General features: G+C 68.1%; 23 protein-coding genes. 12 read left to right on the top strand and 11 right to left on the bottom strand.

Going from position 1 to position 19827, the window contains the following annotated elements; genetic code table 11:
* Positions 1-132: 132 nt before the first annotated feature.
* Together VB737_RS09740 and VB737_RS09735 are read right to left on the bottom strand one after the other, a co-directional pair.
* Positions 133-447, bottom strand: coding sequence for a 2Fe-2S iron-sulfur cluster-binding protein (locus VB737_RS09740; protein WP_323242976.1), 315 nt, complete (start codon positions 445-447; stop codon positions 133-135).
* Positions 448-539: 92 nt separating this feature from the next.
* The gene (locus tag VB737_RS09735) at positions 540-1274 is read right to left on the bottom strand and encodes a TIGR02466 family protein (protein WP_323242975.1); all 735 of its coding nucleotides are present in this window, start codon (positions 1272-1274) and stop codon (positions 540-542) included.
* Between the two features lie 313 nt (positions 1275-1587).
* On the opposite strand from VB737_RS09735, the gene VB737_RS09730 reads away from it, so the two are divergent.
* The 6 genes from VB737_RS09730 to VB737_RS09705 all read left to right on the top strand — a co-directional run bounded on the left by VB737_RS09730 (position 1588) and on the right by VB737_RS09705 (position 6158).
* Positions 1588-2262: a hypothetical protein gene (locus VB737_RS09730; RefSeq protein ID WP_323242974.1), complete on the top strand. Its 675-nt coding sequence runs from the start codon at positions 1588-1590 to the stop codon at positions 2260-2262.
* Between the two features lie 144 nt (positions 2263-2406).
* On the top strand, positions 2407-3123 hold the full coding sequence (locus VB737_RS09725) for a DUF4336 domain-containing protein (protein ID WP_500312621.1): 717 nt from the start codon (positions 2407-2409) through the stop codon (positions 3121-3123).
* Entirely contained in the window at positions 3120-4100 is a 981-nt protein-coding gene (locus VB737_RS09720; protein ID WP_500312620.1) for an NAD(P)-dependent alcohol dehydrogenase, read from the top strand. Before VB737_RS09725 ends, VB737_RS09720 begins: the two co-directional genes overlap by 4 nt.
* A 6-nt stretch (positions 4101-4106) precedes the next feature.
* Positions 4107-4514, top strand: a complete 408-nt coding sequence (locus VB737_RS09715; protein ID WP_500312619.1) for an MGMT family protein — start codon at positions 4107-4109, stop codon at positions 4512-4514.
* An 88-nt stretch (positions 4515-4602) separates the two neighbouring features.
* Complete coding sequence (locus tag VB737_RS09710) at positions 4603-5703, top strand: HD-GYP domain-containing protein (RefSeq protein WP_500312618.1); 1101 nt, start codon at positions 4603-4605, stop codon at positions 5701-5703.
* Positions 5704-5726: 23 nt separating this feature from the next.
* A complete protein-coding gene (locus tag VB737_RS09705) occupies positions 5727-6158 on the top strand; it encodes a PPC domain-containing DNA-binding protein (RefSeq protein ID WP_500312617.1) in 432 nt (143 codons plus the stop codon).
* On the opposite strand, the gene VB737_RS09700 is transcribed toward VB737_RS09705, so the two are convergent.
* The 9 genes from VB737_RS09700 to VB737_RS09660 form a co-directional block, all read right to left on the bottom strand.
* On the bottom strand, positions 6109-7059 hold the full coding sequence (locus tag VB737_RS09700) for a F0F1 ATP synthase subunit gamma (RefSeq protein WP_323304993.1): 951 nt from the start codon (positions 7057-7059) through the stop codon (positions 6109-6111). The genes VB737_RS09705 and VB737_RS09700 overlap by 50 nt on opposite strands.
* 13 nt (positions 7060-7072) lie before the next feature.
* On the bottom strand, positions 7073-8590 hold the full coding sequence (atpA, locus tag VB737_RS09695) for a F0F1 ATP synthase subunit alpha (RefSeq protein ID WP_500312616.1): 1518 nt from the start codon (positions 8588-8590) through the stop codon (positions 7073-7075).
* Positions 8591-8653: 63 nt separating this feature from the next.
* Positions 8654-9202 (bottom strand): ATP synthase F1 subunit delta, encoded by a 549-nt coding sequence (gene atpH, locus VB737_RS09690; protein ID WP_254948530.1) that lies wholly within the window; start codon positions 9200-9202, stop codon positions 8654-8656.
* Positions 9202-9717, bottom strand: coding sequence for a F0F1 ATP synthase subunit B (locus VB737_RS09685; RefSeq protein WP_500312615.1), 516 nt, complete (start codon positions 9715-9717; stop codon positions 9202-9204). The genes atpH and VB737_RS09685 overlap by 1 nt, the downstream gene beginning before the upstream one ends.
* Positions 9717-10199: a F0F1 ATP synthase subunit B' gene (locus VB737_RS09680; protein ID WP_500312614.1), complete on the bottom strand. Its 483-nt coding sequence runs from the start codon at positions 10197-10199 to the stop codon at positions 9717-9719. Before VB737_RS09680 ends, VB737_RS09685 begins: the two co-directional genes overlap by 1 nt.
* Positions 10200-10299: 100 nt before the next feature.
* On the bottom strand, positions 10300-10545 hold the full coding sequence (gene atpE / locus VB737_RS09675) for an ATP synthase F0 subunit C (RefSeq protein ID WP_015110594.1): 246 nt from the start codon (positions 10543-10545) through the stop codon (positions 10300-10302).
* A 155-nt stretch (positions 10546-10700) separates the two neighbouring features.
* Entirely contained in the window at positions 10701-11429 is a 729-nt protein-coding gene (atpB, locus tag VB737_RS09670; RefSeq protein ID WP_106220301.1) for a F0F1 ATP synthase subunit A, read from the bottom strand.
* A gap of 79 nt (positions 11430-11508) precedes the next feature.
* Positions 11509-11844: an ATP synthase subunit I gene (locus VB737_RS09665; RefSeq protein ID WP_500312613.1), complete on the bottom strand. Its 336-nt coding sequence runs from the start codon at positions 11842-11844 to the stop codon at positions 11509-11511.
* A 184-nt stretch (positions 11845-12028) separates the two neighbouring features.
* A complete protein-coding gene (locus tag VB737_RS09660) occupies positions 12029-13264 on the bottom strand; it encodes a class I SAM-dependent methyltransferase (RefSeq protein WP_500312612.1) in 1236 nt (411 codons plus the stop codon).
* A 149-nt stretch (positions 13265-13413) separates the two neighbouring features.
* On the opposite strand from VB737_RS09660, the gene VB737_RS09655 reads away from it, so the two are divergent.
* The 6 genes from VB737_RS09655 to VB737_RS09630 all read left to right on the top strand — a co-directional run.
* Positions 13414-16440 (top strand): phycobilisome rod-core linker polypeptide, encoded by a 3027-nt coding sequence (locus tag VB737_RS09655; protein WP_500312611.1) that lies wholly within the window; start codon positions 13414-13416, stop codon positions 16438-16440.
* Positions 16441-16823: 383 nt separating this feature from the next.
* Positions 16824-17309, top strand: coding sequence for an allophycocyanin subunit alpha (gene apcA, locus VB737_RS09650; RefSeq protein WP_015110589.1), 486 nt, complete (start codon positions 16824-16826; stop codon positions 17307-17309).
* Between the two features lie 43 nt (positions 17310-17352).
* Positions 17353-17841: an allophycocyanin subunit beta gene (gene apcB / locus VB737_RS09645; protein ID WP_015110588.1), complete on the top strand. Its 489-nt coding sequence runs from the start codon at positions 17353-17355 to the stop codon at positions 17839-17841.
* A 46-nt stretch (positions 17842-17887) separates the two neighbouring features.
* Positions 17888-18088, top strand: a complete 201-nt coding sequence (locus VB737_RS09640) for a rod-capping linker protein CpcD domain-containing protein (RefSeq protein WP_015110587.1) — start codon at positions 17888-17890, stop codon at positions 18086-18088.
* Between the two features lie 146 nt (positions 18089-18234).
* Complete coding sequence (locus VB737_RS09635; RefSeq protein ID WP_500312610.1) at positions 18235-19461, top strand: FtsW/RodA/SpoVE family cell cycle protein; 1227 nt, start codon at positions 18235-18237, stop codon at positions 19459-19461.
* A 25-nt stretch (positions 19462-19486) separates the two neighbouring features.
* Positions 19487-19827, top strand: a 341-nt coding sequence (locus VB737_RS09630; RefSeq protein ID WP_500312609.1) for a cytochrome c biogenesis CcdA family protein, incomplete at its 3' end; no start/stop codon positions are given.

Genomic DNA, 19827 nt, shown 5'->3' with positions numbered 1-19827 from the left:
TGATCGCCCAGCGCAGCGGCTCGGCGCCCTCACCGGCCAGGCGGCGGGCCTCCCGCGCCAGCCCCTGCCGCAGCTGGGGCAGCAGCGGACCGGGGGACGCCTGCAGCCACAGCTCCAGGGGCACCAGGGCGCTCACTTCTGGAACTGACCGAACTGGGCCTCGTAAAGGGCGTCCTCCTGGCCGGCCACCAGATCGAGGTCGGCGAGGGGATAGGAGACGCACAGCAGGGCATAGCCCTTGGCCTGGAGCTCGGCCTTGACCCCCATGGCATCGGGCTGGTGCACGGTGCCGCTGCGCAGCAGGGCGGCGCAGGTGGTGCAGACGCCCGAGCAGCAGGAGCTGGGCAGGGGCACCCCGGCGGCCTCGGCGGCGCTCAGCACCGTCTGGTCGCTGCGGCAGGGAAAGCTGTACGAGGCGCCATCCAGGCTGGCGCTGATCTGGAACACGGGGAGCTCCGGCGAGGTGGCTGGGCTGGTCGCTGGGGTGGTCTCGGACACGGGCAAAGGGGGTCGGGGAGGGGCGGCGTCGGCAGGGCGGCTCAGGCTCCCGGCTCGGGCCCATCTTCTCCGATCGCCAGCCAGCGGCCGGGATGGGGGGCGAGGTACTCGCCCGGATCGGCCGCGTTCGCCGGGGCCGTGAGCACGAAGTCGATGCTCAGCGAGAAGCGGGTGTCGTCGGGATCTTCGTTGGGCAGCACCGCATGGTCGACCGACGCGGGGAACAGCAGCAGCAGCCCCGCCCTGGGCGCCACGTCGCACCAGGGGCGATTGAGGGCGGCATCGGCGCCGATCGGCCCGTCCTGGCCCACCGCCAGCCCCGGCACCAGCTCATTGACTTGGCGGGGGGCGAACAGGCGCAGGCAGCCGCTGCGGCCGCTGCCGTCACCATTGAGGTAATAGATGGCGCTGAGGTGGGCGTTGGGGTGGTGGTGGCGCCCCACCTGCTCGCCGGCCTCGCTGATCACCGGCCAGCTGCGCTGCACATGCAGGGCCAGGCGCCGGCGATCAAAGCCCAGCGCCGCCAGATACTCCCGGGCATAGAGCGCCAGCCGCTCGATCAGGGGGGCGAACAGCGGGTCACGGTGCAGCTCCCCGGCGCCGCGCACATCGCCGGTCCAGGCGACCCCCTCCTCACTGGGATCCCGCTCCCGCAGCGCCAGCACCCGCTGCAGCAGCAGGGCGGTGTCGAGGGGATCGGGCGCCAGCTGCACCCGGCCCAGGGCCATCGGGAACAGGGGCTCGATCGCCAGAGCGGCGGGGGCGGCATCAGCCATGGGCAGGGAGGGAGAGCACCGCTACGGGGACACGGCCTGCAGATCAGTGGCCGCAGGAAGCGCAGATCCCGCAAGTCGCCAGCAAGGGGGCCTCGGACCAGCTTTAGAAGCTACGCTGGCCAACAGATGAAAACCCCGACAACAAGAGAGTCTGCCGTAAATAAGTCTGCCATAGCGACACCATCTGGCCGATTGATACAGCCTGGCAATTCAATACATTCAACGCATACGCGCCATCGCACGCCAACCACAGCACACGGCATCTTCGAACGTAGATGATGCTCTCGACAGTGCCGTCCATCCACAGGGATTCATGAACGGGCAAGAAAATCAGGGCACAACCAACTCTGAGATCCTGAAACCCGTACTGGAAGCCTTGCAAGTGCCCGTCAGAATCGCGAACCAGAGTGTGGACAGCATCTTCTGGTTGGCGATGATGAATATTGGCTCAGGGGCGTTGATTGCCATCATGGCCTATCAATCACTAGGCAGGAACGCGGTCGCTTGTATTTTTCTATTCATGCTGATCAGCGCACCCTCCTTCACGCTGTCCAAGCTGCACACCACACTGAAAGAAATCATCTTGTTGCCTGAGAAGATTTCCCAGTTTGCCATGGACAGCTCACAAAAAGCATTCACGCTGTACAAGGCCCACAACGAGCTGAAAAAACAACTGAAAGATGCCGACTGGCGTGTCGACAGCCTCATCAAGCAGCGGCGCTGGCGGGCCTCCGACCTGGCCGCCGCGACACGGACGGCCCAATCTGGATTCTCTGCATGGAAACGCCTGCAAAACCTTTTGACGCTAGCCCGTCGGCTTCGTGCTGCCAAGTCAGTCCTCCGCGAGTTCGAAGGACTGGCGACGTTGAGTGCTGGCGCCATGCTCTTGGCCAACCCATTGTTCCTGACTCTCGTTATCGCTTCAGTTCTCGCCACTTTCCTTTGGACAATGGTTGCCATCCTTGCTTTGATCATTCACATCGTTTGAGAACGGCAGGCAGGATCTTTGCGCGGCCAGAGTGCAGAACCATCCAGGCAATGGTTCCATCGCCCCCCTCTGTCAGGCAGCGGCCGTACGAATTCCAGCACGTGAGCGTCTCCCTTAGCCTGGCCAAAGCCATCCACCACCCCCATGCTGCGGCGCCTTGCCGATGATCTCTGGGTGGCCGAACAACCGCAGAAGTACTTCGGCCTGAGCATCGGCACCCGGATGACCGTCATCCGCCTGGAGCACAGCCACCGGCTGGTGATCCTTTCGCCGATTCAGCCAACCCCTGAGCTCGAACTGGACCTGGCCTCCATCGGTGTCGTCACCGATGTCGTGGCACCCAACGCCTTCCACCATCTCCATCTCCAGGCCTTCCAGCAGCGCTGTCCCCAGGCCGTGGTGTGGGGTCCGCCCTTCCTGAGGCAGAAGTGTCCCCATCTGCAGCTGGACCGACTGCTCAACGCGCAAGAGCCCTCCCCATGGCCGGGATTGCTGCTGTGCAGCCTCAGCGGTCTCCACACCCTGGGGCCCACCGGCCCATTGCCGCTGCACGAGGTGGCCTTCTGCCACACCCCCAGCCGGACCCTCGTCCTGACGGACAGCGCCTTCCACTTCGATGCCTCCGCCGCCTGGCTCACCCGCTGGCTCACGCGGATCGGCGGCGGTTACGGTCGCCTGGAGCCCACCATTCTCGAGCGCCTGGCCACCGCCGAGCGGGCTTCGCTGCGCAGGGCCATGCAGGCTGTCCTGCAGTGGGACTTCGATCGGGTGATCGTGGCCCACGGCGCCGTGCTGGAAACGGGCGGCAAGCAAGCCCTCGCCAGGGCCTATTCCTCCTTTTTCGGATCCCCCCTGCCATGAAAGCCGTCCTCGCCGAACGCTACGGGCCGCCAGAGGTGCTGCAGATCCGCGAGATCGCCACACCCGCCCCGAAGGCCGAGGAGATCCTGATCCGGATCCATGCGACCACCGTCACCGCGGCCGACTGGCGCATCCGAAGCCAGACGGTGCCGACGGGCTTCGGACTGATCATGCGGCTGGTGTTCGGCCTGCGGAAGCCGAGGCAGCCCATCCTCGGCTCGGAGCTGGCCGGGGTCGTCGCCGCGATCGGCAGGAACGTCACCCGATTCCAGGTGGGGGAGCGGGTCTTCGCCTTCAGCGACATGGCCATGGGCTGCCATGCCGAGTATCTCTGCCTGCCCCAGGACGGCATGGTGGTGGCCACACCGCCGGGCCTCACGGACGAAACGGCGGCCGCGCTGTGCTTCGGCGGCACGACGGCCCTGGACTTCCTGCGCCGGGCCAAGCTGCGTCCCGGCGAGAGGGTGCTGGTGAACGGGGCCTCCGGGGCAGTGGGCAGCGCCGTTATCCAGCTGGCCCGCCGCGCCGGAGCCGAGGTCACCGGGGTGTGCAGCACGGCGAACCTCGATCTGGTGCGCTCCCTGGGGGCGGCCCAGGTCATCGACTACACCCGGGACGACTTCAGTCGCAATGGCCAGACGTATGACGTGGTCGTCGACACGGTCGGCACAGCACCGTTCGCGCGTTGCCGGCGCTCACTCCGAAAGGGAGGGCGCCTGCTGCTGGTGCTGGCCGGGCTGCCCGACATGCTAAAGGGGGTGTGGGTATCCCTGACATCCGGCCGGACCGTGATCGCCGGACCGGCGACCGTGAAACTCGAGGATCTGCGCGAACTTGCCGCGCTGGCAGAAACGGGGGAGTTCCAACCGGTGATCGATCGGATCTATCCGTTTGAGCAGATCGTGGCGGCCCACCGCTATGTCGACACGGGACGAAAGAAGGGTAATGTCATCATCTCCGTGCGCGAGCCGAGCTAGTCACCCATGGCGAAGTCCGAGGCTTTCGCGCGCATCAAGGATCAGGTGCTCCGGATTGTCGCGACGATTCCCGAATCGAAGATCACCACCTACCAATCCATCGGCGAGCATCTGGCGGTGATGCCCAGGCATGTCGCCTACATCCTCAGCCAGCTGGACGACAACACGAAGCTGGACATTCCCTGGTATCGCGTCGTGTCAGCAGACGGAAGCCTGGGGGTGCCCAAGCGCGATCCCAACGGCGATAGCCAGGCCCAGCTGCTGCAACGGGAAGGAATCGACGTGGTCGGCCATGCGGTCCGTCCCCCGCTGGAGAGCGTCGTTCTCCCGGCCGCCGCGTTGCCCCACGGCATCCCCAGACAGGTGCGCCCAGCGGTGACCCGCAACACCATGAGAAAGGTGCGAGGTCACTGACAGAGGAGTAGCGTGAAGAAAACAGAAAGGCATCGACCGCCGTTGCAGGTGCTTCGTGCTGCTCTGCTCCTCTGGGAATGGGGGCGATATGGGCGTTGCCACAGGGAAGGCCACGGGCAAGGTGAACCGTGCCAATGGCGGCCGGTCAGGGGCCCGGGGGGTGGCCACCCGCTCCCGCGACGGTCTGGCGCTGCCGTTGGAGCAGGCCCTCATGGAGCGGATGAAGGAGCTCCACTGCCTCCAGCAGATCGAGCACATCATCAGCACCAGCCAGGAAACGATCGACGGCATGCTGGCGGAGATCGTCACGACGATCCCCACGGCCTGGCTGCACCCCAGCAGCGCCGTTGCCCGAATCCGCCACGGCGAACGCCTCTTCCAGACGGGAGATCTGGAACGTTGCCAGTCGGTCCAATCCTCGGCGATCAAAGTCAATGAGCGGGTCTGCGGCTCGGTGGACGTGGGCTACACCGATCCCTTCGAAGAGGCCAACGAAGGACCCTTCCTGGCGGAGGAGCGCTTGCTGCTCGACACGATCGCCATCCGTCTGGGCAGCCTCATCGCCGGCGAGCTGGCGAAGGCGGGCTGGATCGACACCCTCCGGGAACAGGAACTGCTCTACCGGCAACTGGTCTCGGTGCTGGGGGGGATGGCAGAGATGCGGGACCCCTACACCGCCGGCCATCAGACGCGGGTGGCCAACCTGGCGGTCGCCATCGGGGCGGAGCTGGGACTCTCGCCCAAGGAGCAGGAAGGGCTGCGGCTGGGCGCGTCGGTCCACGACATCGGCAAGATCACGGTGCCGGCGGAGATCCTCTGCAAGCCCACCAAGCTGACCCGCCACGAATACGACCTGATCAAGGAACACGTCGAGGCCGGCTACCAGATCCTCAAGGATGTGGCCTTCCCCTGGCCGATCGCCCGCATCGTCTATGAACACCATGAGCGCATGGACGGCAGTGGCTACCCCAATGGCCGCACCGGCGATCAGCTGCTGCCGGAATCCCGCATCGTGGCCGTCGCCGACGTGGTGGAATCGATGTGTGCCCACCGCCCCTACCGCGCCGGCCTTGGCACCGAAGCCGCCCTCGCGGAGATCGAGAAAAACCGGGGCCTGCTCTACGACCCAGCCGTGGTGGACGCCTGTCTGCGGGTCTTCCGCGACAAGGGCTACCGCTGCGGCTCCTGACACCCCAGCGTCACCGCCGCGCCATGACGTACCAACCCTTCCGTCTGCCACCGGGCGTGGATCTGCGCGGCGAGCTGGAACGCCTGGCCCAGGCGGATCAGCAGTTCTGCGGCTTCATCATCTGCGGGATCGGCAGCCTGGAAAGTCCGCTGCTGCGCTTCGCCGATCAGGGCGAAGGCGTCGTGCTGGCCGGTCCGCAGGAGGTGATCACGCTGGCGGGCAGCGTCAGCAAGGACGGCGCCCACCTGCACCTGGTGGTGGCCGACGCCGAGGGGCACACCCGGGGCGGCCACCTCTGCCACGGAAGCCGGGTGCGCACCACCATGGAAATCCTGCTGCTCTGCCCGGAAGGCTGGCAGCTGGGCCGGGAGCGGGATCCCGCCACCGGCCATCTGGAGCTGAGCGTCAGCCCATCGCGGCCGCGCCACCCACCACTTCCAGGATCTCCTGGGTGATGGCCGCCTGGCGGGCCTTGTTGTAGTCAAGGGTCAGGGTCTTGGCGAGCGCCTTGGCGTTGTCGCTGGCGTTGTTCATGGCCGTCATCCGGCTGGCCAGTTCGCTGGCGGCCGCTTCCTGGAGGGAGCGCAGCAGCTGGTTGGCCAGGTAGAGGGGCAGCAGGGCATTGAGCAGCTGCTCCGGGCTCTGCTCGAACACGAAGTCCGGCTGCAGAGCCGGCTCGGCGTTCTCCACCTTGCCGATCTCCACCCCGAGGCGGCCGTCGCGGGTGATGAGACGGAAGATCTCATCATCGGAGCTGGCGATGCCCTGGGGATCGAGGGGCAACAGGGTCTGGACCACCGGCTGGGAGCTCACCAGGTTGATGAAGCGGGTGAAGACGATCTCGACGCGGTCGGTGCTGGCGGAGAGGAACTCGGCGAGCACTTCGTTGGCGATCTCACCGGCTTCCTGGGAGGTGGGGACCTGCTCCAGGCCGGTGAAGGTGGCCCGGATCGGGTAGGAGCGGTTGGTGAAGTAGGTGATGGCCTTGCGGCCCATCAGCACCATGTCCACCGTGAAGCCCTGGCCCTTGAGCTCGGCGAAGCGCTGCTCGGCACGGCGGATCACGTTGGCGTTGTAGCCGCCGCAGAGGCCCCGGTCGCCTGTGACCACCAGCAGGGTGATGGTGCCCACAGGCCGGCGCTCGGCCAGCAGCGGGGAATCGGCCCCCTCGAAGCCCATGCGGGACTCGAGATTCTGGAGCACCCGGGCCAGGCGGTCGGCGAAGGGACGGGTGCGCAGCACCTGCTCCTGGGCACGACGCACCTTGGCAGCGGCCACCAGCCGCATGGCTTCGGTGATCTTGCGGGTGTTCTTGACCGAACTGATCCGGTCACGGATTGCCTTGAGATTGGCCATGGGTGGAGACTCCTCAGGCGGCAGCCAGCATCGAGGAGGTGACCTCGACGATGGCTTCCTTGAGCATGGCTTCGGACTCGTCGCTCAGCACCTTGTCGGTCTGAACCTTGTTGATGTACTCGGGCTTGTTGCTCTTGAGGTACTCGCGCAGTTCGCGGGCGAACTGGGGCACCAGCTCCACGGGCACGTCGTCGATCAGACCCTTGACGCCCGCATAGACCACAGCCACCTGCTCGGCCAGGATCAGGGGGCTGAACTGGGGCTGCTTGAGCAGTTCGCGCAGGCGCTTGCCCCGGGCCAGCTGGGCCTGGGTGGCGGCATCGAGGTCGGAGGCGAACTGGGAGAAGGCGGCCAGTTCGTCGAACTGGGCCAGCTCCAGCTTCAGGGTGCCGGCGATCTTCTTGATGGCCTTGGTCTGGGCGGCGCCGCCCACCCGGCTCACGGAGATGCCCACGTTGATGGCGGGCCGCAGGCCGGAGTTGAACAGGTCGGAGCTGAGGAACACCTGACCGTCGGTGATCGAGATCACGTTGGTGGGGATGTAGGCCGAGACGTCGCCGGCCTGGGTCTCGATGATCGGCAGGGCGGTCATGCTGCCCTTGCCCATGGCGTCGGAGAGCTTGGCGGCCCGCTCCAGCAGGCGGCTGTGGCAGTAGAAGACGTCGCCGGGGTAGGCCTCACGGCCGGGGGGACGGCGCAGCAGCAGGGACATCTGGCGGTAGGCCTGGGCCTGCTTGGTGAGGTCGTCGTACACCACCAGGGTGGCCTTGCCCTTGTACATGAAGGACTCGGCGATGGCCGCACCGGTGTAGGGGGCCAGGTACTGGAGGGCCGCCGCTTCCGAGGCGCTGGCCGCCACCACCACGGTGTAGTCGAGGGCGCCGCGCTCGCGCAGCACTTCCACCACGTTGGCCACCGAGGCGTTCTTCTGGCCGATGGCCACGTAGACGCAGACGACGTCCTCACCCTTCTGGTTGAGGATCGTGTCAATGCAGATGGCGGTCTTGCCGGTCTGGCGGTCGCCGATGATCAGCTCACGCTGGCCCCGGCCGATGGGAATCATGGCGTCGATGGCCGTGATGCCGGTCTGCATGGGCTCATGCACCGACTTGCGCTGGATGATGCCAGGCGCCATCGACTCGATCAGGCGGGTCTCGGTGGTGGCGATCTCACCCTTGCCGTCGATCGGCTGACCCAGGGCGTTCACCACCCGGCCCAGCATGGCGTCGCCCACCGGCACGGCGGCGATACGGCCGGTGGCCTTGACGGTGCTGCCCTCCTGGATGCCCAGGCCCTCGCCCATCAGCACGACGCCGACGTTGTCGTCCTCCAGGTTCAGAGCGAGGCCCTCGGTGCCGTCCTCGAACAGCACCAGCTCGCCGGCCATCACCTGCTCCAGGCCGTAGACCCGGGCGATGCCATCACCGATCTGCAGCACGGTGCCGACGTTGCTGACAGAGACCGACTTGTCGTAGTCGGCGATCTGTTTCTTGAGGATGGCGCTGATCTCGTCGGGGCGGATGGAAACCATGGGTGGGAGTCCCCGGAGGGGAGGCGATGAAGTGGGGAGGAGTGGGGGGGAGGGAAGGAAGCGTCAGCTCACGTTGGCGAGCGTCAGGCCGAGGCGCCGCACCTGACCGGCGAGGCTGGCGTCGATCACCCGGGAACCGACGCTGAGGACGAACCCGCCGATCAGGGCGGGATCCACCGCGAGGCTGATCTCCACCTTGTCGGTGCCGGCCACGGCCTTGGCCTTCTCGGCAAGCAGCGCCTGCTGCTCCTCGCTCAGGGGGCTCGCCGAGGTCACGGTGGCCAGGGCGATCTGGTTCTGCTCGCGGTAGAGATCCAGGAGCCGCTCGAGGACGGCATCGAGGAAGCCGATGCGCTGGCGGTCAGCCAGCAGCTTGAGCAGGTTGAGGAAGGAGGGGGAGATGTCCTTGCCGAAGAGTTGCTCGAGCGCCGCCTTCTTGCCTTCGACCTCAAGGACCGGGGAGGCCATCGCCTCACGCAGGTCGCTGGAGTCGTGCCAGAGGGCGAGGATCGCCCGGGCCTGATCGATCACCGCCTCGGTGTCGCCGTTGGCATCGCACACCTGCAGGAAGGCGTCGGCGTAGGGGGTGGTGATGGTGTTGAGCAGAGGCATCAGGCGTTCCCCATCGATTGAATGGACTGATCGATCAGCTGGGCCTGGGCGCTGGCGTCGAGGCGGCCGGGCAGGCTGACCAGGGCCTTGGCGATGGCCATCTCGGCGGCTTCGCGCTGCAGCAGCCGGCTGACGCGGGAGACCTCCGAATCCAGGTCGGACTGGGAGTCCTGCTTGAGCCGTGCCATCTCCTCGACGGTGCGCTTCTCGCTCTCGAAGCGGATGGCCTCGGCCCGGGCCTTGCCGTCGGCGCGGATCTTCTCGGCGCGGGTGCGGGCCTCACTCAGGCTCTTCTGGGCCTCGGCGAGGGAGGCGGTGGCGGCGTTCAGGCGCTCCTCGGCGTCCTTGAGTTCCCCCAGGATCCGCTCGCGGCGGCGCTCGAGGATGCCCCCGAGGAATCCCCTCAGGAACCACGTCAGACCGGCGATGACGATCGCCAGGTTGATGATGTTGGTCTCGAAGATGTCGAAGTTGAGGCCGAAGCTGCCGTGGCTGGCCAGAAGCGGAGAGATCATCATGAGGCGGTCAGGAGACGGTCGACGATGAGGTCGGCGAGCCTGTCGGCATCGGCCTCAAGAGCGCTCAGGGCTTCGGCGCGCTGAGCATCGATCTTGCTGCGGGCACTTTCGCGGCTCGCGATGGCGTCGGCCTGGGCCACCGCCAGAGCCTCCCGGTAGAGACGGTCGGAATCCTGCTCCGCCTCCAGGATCACCTTCTGGGCCTCGAGCCGCGCCCCCTTGAGCTGATCCTTGAGATCGGCTTCGAGGCGCTCGGCCTGGGCAAGCTTCTCCTTGGCCTGGGTGCGGCTGGTGGAGATGTAGCCCTCACGGTCCTCGACGGCCTTGCCGACCGGTCGGAAGAACAGGCTGTTGAGAATGAAGGTGAGGATCACCACCTGCAGCGCCATGAGCGGCAGGGTGGCGTCGAGGTCGAACAGACCTCCCTCGGGCGACCCTGCGGTCGCACCTGCCTCGGCAAGCAGAAGCCAGCTGGTCATGGGGCAATAAGGCGGGCGGTGGTGGAGGCGTGGATGGAGCCGGGGGTGGAGAAGGGCCGCAACGAACGGGCGGCCCTGTCATCCCCGCGACGGCCTCCGATCAGGAGAAGGGGTTGGCGAACAGCAGCACCAGGGCGACCACCAGGCCGTAGATGGTCAGCGATTCCATGAAGGCCAGGGAGAGCAGCAGGGTGCCGCGGATCTTGCCTTCGGCTTCGGGCTGACGGGCGATGCCTTCGACGGCGCCGCCGGAAGCGGTGCCCTGGCCGATGCCAGGACCGATGGAGCCGAGACCGACGGCAAGACCAGCAGCCACGACGGACGCAGCGGAAGTAAGGGAATCCATGGTGGGGTTAGAAATGTGGGGCGCCGGGGAAGCGCGGAAGGAACCTTGTCGAGAACCCTGCGCCGGGGACACCTGGGAAGGCGGGCCCGGATCGAGCCGGACCTGCGCGCAGAGAGTTTGCCAGACCGGGGGGACGGGACGGCCGAGGGGCTGACCTAGTGGTGCTCCTCGTGGACGGCCTCACCGATGTAGTAGGCCGCCAGGGTGGCGAAGATCAGCGCCTGGATGGCGCTGGTGAACAGGCCGAGGAACATCACCGGCAGGGGCACCACCAGGGGCACCAGGAAGGCCAGCACCGCCACCACCAGTTCGTCGGCAAGGATGTTGCCGAACAGACGGAAGGAGAGCGAGAGGGGCTTGGTGAAGTCCTCGACGATCTTGAACGGCAGCATGATCGGCGTGGGTTCCACGTAGTACTCGAAGTACCGGAAACCCTTGCGGCTCAGGCCCGCATAGAAGTAGGCCAGCGACACCAGCAGCGCCAGGGCGATGGTGGTGTTGATGTCGGCGGTGGGGGCGCCCAGTTCACCGTTGGGCAGATGGACCAGCTTCCAGGGGATCAGGGCCCCGCCCCAGTTGCTCACGAAGATGAACAGGAACAGGGTGCCGATGAAGGGAAGCCAGTCGCGGTAGGCCTTCTCGCCGATGTATTCGCGAGCGATGTCGCGCAGGTAATCCCAGAGGAACTCCAGCAGGTTCTGCACACCCCTGGGGTCACGCTCCAGGCGGCGCGTGCCGACCACCACCACGGCGAGCAGGGCACCGATCACGACCCAGGAGCTCAGGAAGACCTGGCCGTGGATCTTGTAATTGCCGAGCTGCCAGTACAGATGCTGGCCGACCTCGAGGGCGGCGAAGGGAAGGGCGAGGGGCAACGGAGCCATCGGGGGTAGGGCCTGGCGGAACGTCTGGGCCGCCGGAGCGGCTGAAGAGGGCCGCCGGAGCGGCTGAAGAGGGATCGATTCAGCTGTCGAGGACGGCCTGGGCGATCAGGGCGGGCTTGTAGAGGAGGAAACCCACCACGGCGGGCAGGATCTCCAGGACGGGAAGCCTGGCGGCCGCGAGCACCAGCACCACAGGCACCAGCAGCTGGGCCTTGCCCACCCCCTTGGTTTCGACGCCGAAGCGGGTCACGCTGCGGGCCAGGAGGCGGAGATACAGGAGTCCCGCCAGGGCTCCCACCAGCAGGCTGAAAGCGGTGGAAAGGTCGAACCAGAGGGCCGTGAGGGGCACCGCCAGGGCGGTGGCACAGACCGTGGAAAGAAGCATCCGGCGCTGCAGCCGCAGGTAATCGTCCATGCCGTTGTTCACCGTCGCCGGAGCGGCGGCGCGTTCAGGCTGGGGTGGAGGCTCGCTGGTCGGATGGACTGCGACCTCTTCGGTCGTCGTCTCCGCAGGGGGGACGGCATCCGGGGAAGGGGTCAGGGCAGCCTGCAACCGACGAGGCTCCGTCTTGGCGTGCGGACTTTATCACTCGGGCCGTTCAGGCTCTAAGCAACAGAAGCACCCGCTCCGCCAGCAGCCGCCGCGCCGCCGCCACCCGCTCGGCGGGGCCCTGGGCCAGGGGAAGCGACCCGATCGGCGTGCCGGCCGGGGCCGCCTCCAGGGCCTCCATCAGGGCCAGCTCCTCGGCCATGATCGTCAGGGGACGCAGGTCGGGACCCAGCAGCGCCGTGGAGGGCCAGCCCCACAGGCAGCGGTTGCGCTCGCCGCCGGCCGCCAGCAGGGCCGCGTCGCTCCACGCCTGCGGCGCCGTGCTGCTCAGGGTCTCCGGCGCCCCGTCGCCGTCCTGGCGACGCAGGAAGAACTCGAAGTGGCTGATGTCGGGATCGAGGCTCTCCACCAGGGCCCACTGCTCTCGCGGCGACAGCGCCCGGGCCCGCTCCAGCAGTTCCCCCTGCAGCAACCGGGCCGGATCCCAGACCTCGGGATTGGAGAAGCCGGCGAAGTGGATGCCGGGCTGGTCGATGAAGCGGAACAGGCGCTCCAGGTCGTAGCTGGTCTCCTGGGGATGGAGGTACATGTCGGCGAAGTTGGCATCGGCGGCGGTGTCGAGGGCCCAGCGCTGCTCGTGGTGCCGCCGCAGCCGGTTGGTCTCCGGCAGGGTGGCGAACAGCTCCCGGCCCAGCCGCAGACCCGCCGGTCCGGTGCCCACCCCCATCAGGGCCAGGGCCCGCTGGGTGCGGTGGATCTCCCAGCGGCCGCCGTCGGCATAGAGAAAGAGGTGCAGCAGCCCCCCCGGCCGCAGCAGGGGCACCAGGGCCCGCAGGCCCTCCTCCGGCCGGTCGAGGTGGTGCAGCACCCCCACCGAATTGATGTAGTCGAAGGGGCCCTCCCCCGCCAGGTCGAGCAGGCTGCGCTGCTCGATGCGCAGCTCCGCCACCTGGGCGGCGGCGCCGGAGCGGGCGGTGCGCTCCCGGGCCACCGCAAGGGCACCGGCGCTGATGTCCACCGCCAGCACCGCGGCGCCGGGGTTGAGATGGCAGAGGTAGTCGGTGCTCACCCCCGTGCCGCAGCCGGCGTCGAGGATCCGCCAGGGCCGCGGCTTCGGCGGCAGCGCCCCGTCCACGGCCGCCACCACGCTGTCCACGCACCATCGCCAGTTGTATCCCGGTGGCGGGCCGTCCTGGAGGGGGTCCCCCGGGTAGGGGAAACGGTCGTAGAAGGCGCTCACCACCGGGGTGGCGGCATCCAGCGGGGCCTCCGGGGGGTGATCCATCAATGCCTTGGTGCGGGTTCCGGCAGCATTCCACGGCGCCGGCCGCCGTTCAGCCTGAGCCTCGGGGAAGGCTGCAAACATTTGTTCATGCCGCCCCGGGGGGCCAGGGGGCCAGCCGTAACGTGACCCAGCCCGGCTCGCTCTCGTTCATGACCGTGACCGCCAGCAGCGGCAGCACCAGGGTCGCCCCCCAGCGCTACGACACCCTGCCGCTCTCCAGCGTCCGGAAGGCGGAGCAGCAGGACCGTTTCCCCGACGGCGGCGAACTGGACGCCCTGACCACCTTCTTCCGCAGCGGCCAGATCCGCGTCGAAGCCGCCCGACGGATCTCCGCCAACGCCGACGCGATCGTGGCCAAGGCTGCCAACCGGATCTTCACCGGCGGCACGCCCCTCTCCTATCTCGACGCCCCCCTCAGCACCCCGGCCGTCGGTGCCGCTGACGGTGTCGCCCTCGCCGCCGACCAGGCCGCGTTCCAGCGCTCGGTGCGCACCTTCGCCCAGGGATCCGGCGGCAGTGGCCTGCTCGGCCGCATCCTCGAGGGCGTCCAGGCCGACGCCGACGTGCGGGTCGTGCTGCCCAGCGGCTTCAACCCCATCTCGGTGGCGATCTACGGCAATGCCCGCATGCGCAAGTCGCTGCGGGACCTGGCCTGGTTCCTCCGCTACGTGGGCTACGCGGTGATCGCCGGCGATCCCAGCATCCTGGCGGTGAACACCCGCGGCCTCCGCGACGTGCTCGAGAAGGCCTGCTCCCTGGCCGCCACCAACGTGGCCCTGCAGGAGATGCGCGCCGCCGCCGCCGGCCTGTTCCGGGGCGAGCCCGACTCCCGCCAGCTGGTGATCGACTGCTTCAACGTGCTCCTCAAGGAGCTCGAGATCCCCACCCCCTCCACCCGGGCCCGCCTCGGCAGCCCCGTCAACCAGGGCCTGCAGCTGCCGGCGATCTACGCCCTCGCCGCCGAAGGCTCCCAGCGCTTCGTGATGAAGCCGGGCCTCTCGGGAGCCGAGAAGGCCGAGATCATCCGTGCCGCCTACCGCCAGGTGTTCGAGCGGGACATCGTCAAGGGCTACTCCCAGGTGGTCTGCCCGGTGGAGGCCACCCAGGTGCGCCAGGGCCAGCTCTCGATGCGGGAGTTCATCCGCGCCCTCGGCCGCAGCAAGGTCTACCGCCGCCAGTTCTACGGCCGCTTCTCCAACAGCCGGGTGGTGGAGCTCGCCTTCCGCCACTTCCTGGGCCGCGGTGTGAGCTCGATCGAGGAGTTCCGCCAGTACTTCGCCATCGTCAGCGCCAAGGGCCTGAACGGCCTCGTCGATGCCCTGGTCAACGGCATGGAGTACGCCCGCGTCTTCGGTGAGGAGACGGTGCCCTACCTGCGCGACATCGGCGAAGAGGCCCAGGAGAGCGCCGGCTGGGGATCCAACCGCAACCTCTTCCGCTTCAGTGCGCCGTTCGAGGGGGCGCCCCAGTACATCACCCTCTACGCCTCCTACCGCCAGCCCCTCGCCGACCAACACCCCTACGGGGGCGGCAACGATCCCCTGGCCCTGACCTACGGGGCGATCTTCCCCTCCGGCACGGCGTCGGTGGCCACCCGCCCGGCCCCCTTCAGCTACGACACCCGCCGGATCCTGATCGGCAACGGCATGGCCCAGCCCGGGCCCATGGACAGCGCCCAGTTCCGCAAGGCCACCCCGCGCCGGGTGGGACCGAAGGTTGTGCGCCTGCGCCAGATCGCCACCGGCGGCAGCTCCACCCCCCGCCGGGGCGGCCAGCCCAGCATCCGCGGCACCGAATCCAGCACCCAGGCCGTCATCAATGCGGTCTACGTGCAGGTACTGGGCACCGCCGGCTATGCCGGTGAGCGCAACAAGGTCGAGGAGATCAAGCTCGAGAACGGCGACATCAGCCTGCGGGAGTTCGTGCGCCAGGTGGCCCGCTCCAACGCCTTCCGCCGTCGTTACTGGAGCGGCCTCTACATCACCAAGGCCATCGAGGTGATGCACCGCCGCATCCTCGGCCGGCCCACCTTCGGTCGCTGGGAGATCAACGCCTACTTCGACACCGCCGCCCGCAAGGGCTTCTACGGCGTCGTTGACGCCATGATCGAAGGCCGCGAATACAACGACTGCTTCGGCGAGGACACCGTCCCCTACGAGCGCTTCATCACCCCGTCCGATCGCAACGCCCGCCGCGTCCCGGGCCTGGTGCGCACCCTCGAGGCGGTCGCCGACATCACCCCCCTGCAGCGGCCCACCGTGCCGGTGGCCCAGGAGATCCGCACCGTCGGCGATCTGGTCCCCCGCAACCTGCCGGCCCGGCCCAAGGTCCGCGGCCAGTGGAAAGCGGACGTGGCTGGAGGCCAGAGTGCGTCGGCCTCCGCGGGGGTCACCAGCGGTCCCGGAACCCTGCGGGAACCCCCGGCCCCCACCCGCAGCTGGAGCCAGTCCCCCTGGCAGCCCGGCGGCGGTGCCGCCCCCGTCTGGCGCAGCGGCGTCTCCACAACTGGTGGCGGCAATGGCTACGTGGCCCCCGCCAGCATCGGCATCGCCAGTGGCTGGAAGGCCCTGGTGGGCACCAACCTGTTGAGCGGTGTCGCCACAGCCCCCGACGGCGCCATGGCCAAGGCCCTGCGACCGGGCTCGCCCCAGGGCTTCGGTCGCCGCCAGAGCCTGTCGCGGCCCGTGCAGTTGCTGCGCGATCCCAGCGAGACCCAGGTGCAGGAAGTGGTCCAGGCGGTCTACCGCCAGCTCCTCAACCGCGTGCCCTTCGCGGCCGAGCGCCAGATGGATCCCGAGTCCCAGTTGCGCGACGGCCAGCTCTCGGTCGCCGAGTTCGTGGCCCAGATCGCCGGCAGCGATCTCTTCCAGCAGCGGCTCCAGCGGATGGCCCCCCTGCGGGCGGCCTCGGCGGCCTACCTGGCCCTGCTCGGCCGTGCCGCCATGCCCGGCGAGGTCAGCCGGTTCCTCGCCACCCGCGCCACGGCCGGCCAGCAGGCTGCCGTCGCCGAACTGCTCAACGCCCGGGAATACGCCACGGCCTTCGGCCAGGACACCGTGCCCTACCTGCGCGGCCTCGGCACCGAAGACGGCGTCCCCCTGACGACCGTGAACCGCACCGCCTCCCTCTACGGCGGCAACGCCGGGCTCACCCCCTCCATGAAGGGCGCGATCTGATCCGCCCCCGAGCCTCCCGGGTCGCCCCTGAAGGCGCCCCTGCGGCGCTTCCGATGGTCCCCCGGGTCAGTCCCGGGGGGTTTCTTTTGGTCCGTCTCTACAACGAGACGGAGAGATTGGGCTGTCGATGCACTCGTCCCGCCGTGGACGGCGGGTTCAAAAGATGAACAATTGCTGCGCTTGGACGGTGATAACAACTCCGGCCAAAGTCGTTGCGAGCCAAGGGATCTCACGGGCCGATCCGCCGTGAAGAACTGTTACCGGCTGCCATGGGAGCGACGGCCCTTGCCACAGAATGATGCGACGGTCGGCCAAGCCGATCACCCTTACCCACCGGATACCGGTCTCCTTCACGGTGACCGCTTGTTTCGAGGCAGAACTGCATGAGCATCGTCTCCAACTCGATCATCAACGCGGACGCCGAAGCCCGCTACCTCAGCCCTGGCGAACTTGACCAGATCAAGTCGTTCGTGGCAGGAGGTCAGCGTCGTCTGCGCGTCGCCCAGGTCCTGGCTGAAAGCCGGGAGCGCATCGTGAAGCAGGCCGGAGGCCAGCTTTTCCAGAAGCGCCCCGATCTCGTCTCCCCCGGCGGCAACGCCTACGGCGAAGAGATGACGGCTTCCTGCCTGCGCGACATGGACTACTACCTCCGCCTGGTCACCTACGGCGTGGTCGCCGGGGATGTGACCCCGATCGAAGAGATCGGCGTCATCGGGGCCCGCGAGATGTATCGCGCCCTCGGCACCCCCCTCGAAGCCATGGCGGAAGCCGTGCGCGAGATGAAGACCGCAGCCACGGGCCTCCTCACCGGCTCCGATGCCGAAGAGGCCGGCTTCTACTTCGACTACGTGGTCGGCGCCCTCTCCTGAGGTTTCACCTCCCTATCGTCCATAGCCATCCAACTCAGGATCCATGCAAGACGCCATCACCAACGTCATCAACCAGGCCGACGTCCAGGGGCTCTATCTCGACGGCAGCTCCATGGGCCGCCTCGAGCAGTACTTCGCCAGCGGTGAGCTGCGGGTGCGTGCCGCCGCCACGATCAGCGCCAACGCTTCGGCCATCATCAAGGAAGCCGTTGCCAAGGCCCTGCTCTACTCGGACATCACCCGTCCGGGCGGCAACATGTACACCACCCGTCGTTACGCGGCCTGCATCCGCGACCTCGACTACTACCTCCGCTACGCCACCTACGCCATGCTGGCCGGTGACACGTCGATCCTCGACGAGCGCGTGCTGAACGGCCTCAAGGAGACCTACAACTCCCTGGGTGTGCCCATCGGCGCCACGGTGCAGTCGATCCAGGCCATGAAGGAAGCCACCGCCTCCCTCGTCGGCCCCGATGCCGGTCGTGAGATGGGCGTCTACTTCGACTACATCAGCTCCGGCCTGGGCAACTGATCCCCAGCAACGCCCTCACCACGGCACGTTTTCCGAGGATCACTCCATGCGCCTGTTCAAGATCACGGCCTGCATCCCCTGCCCCGAGAAGGTGCGCAGCCAGAGGGAACTGCAGAACACCTACTTCACCAAGTGGGTGCCTTATCACAGCTGGTTCGCCGAACAGCAGCGGATCATGAAGCAGGGCGGCAGGATCCTGAAGGTGGAACTGGCCACCGGCCGTCGTCAGCAGAACTGCGGCAACTGAAGGACGCCCCCGGCGCTCCCACCGCCCGGCCCATGGCCGGGCTTTTTTGTTGCCTTCGAGCCGCCCCGGCGGTCCCGGAGGGCGCCAGGGGCCCCGACGGCGAAATGTTCACCGCGACTCGACAAACCCACCCCGGTCACGGCTGAATGGGCCATTCCCGGAACCCTCCCGCGGCCTTGTCCACCTCTGCCCCCCGCCTGCTCCACGGCCGTCCCGGCGCCGGCCTGCTGCCGCTGCCCTGGCAGCAGTGGCCCGCGGAAGCCCGCCTGCTGCTGGGCCTGGTGGCCCTCTGGAGCCTGGTGGGCCTGCTGGTGCTCACCTCCGCCAGCTGGTGGGTGGCCGAGCGGGAGATGGGCGATGGGGCTTACTACGTCAAGCGTCAGGCCATCTGGCTGGTGGCCAGCTGGGGTCTGCTCTGGCTGGGCATGCGCACGTCGATGCGGCGCTGGCTGCACCTGGCGGCGCCGGCCCTGCTGGTGGGAGCCCTGCTGGTGGCGGCCACCCTGGTGGTAGGGACCACCGTCAACGGGGCCAGCCGCTGGCTGGTGCTCGGCCCGGTGCAGCTGCAGCCCTCGGAGCTGATCAAGCCCTTCATCGTGCTGCAGGGGGCCGTGATCTTCTCCCACTGGCGACGGATCGCCCTCGACCAGAAACTCCTCTGGATCGGCATCTTCGGAGTGGTGATCCTGCTGATCCTCAAGCAGCCCAACCTCAGCACCGCCGCCCTGCTGGGCCTGCTGCTGTGGCTGATGGCGCTGGCCGGCGGCCTGCCCCTGACGCTGCTGCTGGGGGCCGCCGGCGGCGGGATCGTGCTGGGCAGCATCAGCATCATGATCAACCCCTACCAGCTCGACCGGGTCACCTCCTTCCTCAACCCCTGGCGCGTCGCCCAGGGGGACGGCTACCAGCTGGTGCAGAGCCTGCTGGCCATCGGTTCGGGGGGCGTGCTCGGCTCCGGCTTCGGGCTCTCCACCCAGAAGCTCCAGTACCTGCCGATCCAGACCACCGATTTCATCTTCGCTGTCTTCGCCGAGGAGTTCGGCTACGTCGGCTCGGTGATGCTGCTGCTGTTCCTGATGATCTTCGGCTTCGTGGGCCTGCGGGTGGCCCTGGCCTGCCGGAGCAACCAGCACCGCCTGGTGGCCATCGGCTGCACCACCCTGCTGGTGGGCCAGTCGATCCTCAACATCGCCGTGGCCAGCGGCTCGATGCCCACCACCGGCCTGCCCCTGCCGATGATCAGCTACGGCGGCAACTCCCTGCTGAGCAGCCTGTTCCTGGCGGGCCTGCTGCTGCGCTGCTCCCTGGAGTCCTCCGGACTCGAGCCGGTCCGGCCCCGCCGGCGGGCCCCCCGGCCTGCCCCGATAGGCTGAGCCCTGCTGAAAATCTGGATCGGCCATGTTCAGCCCCGGGCTGCCGTTCGCCGACTGGGCCCGCAGCAGCGAACTGCTGCTCCAGGGTTCCCTGGCCCATCCCGGCCCCCTGACCCTGGCAGTGGTGTTCGGCGGCGGCCTGCTCACCAGCCTCGGCCCCTGCTCCCTGTCGCTGCTGCCCGTCACCCTGGCCTATCTGGCCGGCTTCGGCGCTGAGGATCAGGGGCGTCCCCCCTGGCAGCGCAGCGCCAGCTTCGCGGCCGGCATCGTGGCGGCCCTGGTGCTGCTCGGCCTGGCCAGTGGCCTGATGGGTCGCCTCTACGGCCGCATTCCCGGCCAGCTGCCGCTGCTGGTGGCCGTCGTGGC

Origin of the sequence: Synechococcus sp. BA-120 BA3, assembly GCF_034931285.1 — a bacterium.
GTDB lineage: Bacteria > Cyanobacteriota > Cyanobacteriia > PCC-6307 > Cyanobiaceae > Cyanobium.
Note: the sequence above shows the minus strand (reverse complement) of the source record. Positions and strands in the feature narration are given on the sequence as shown.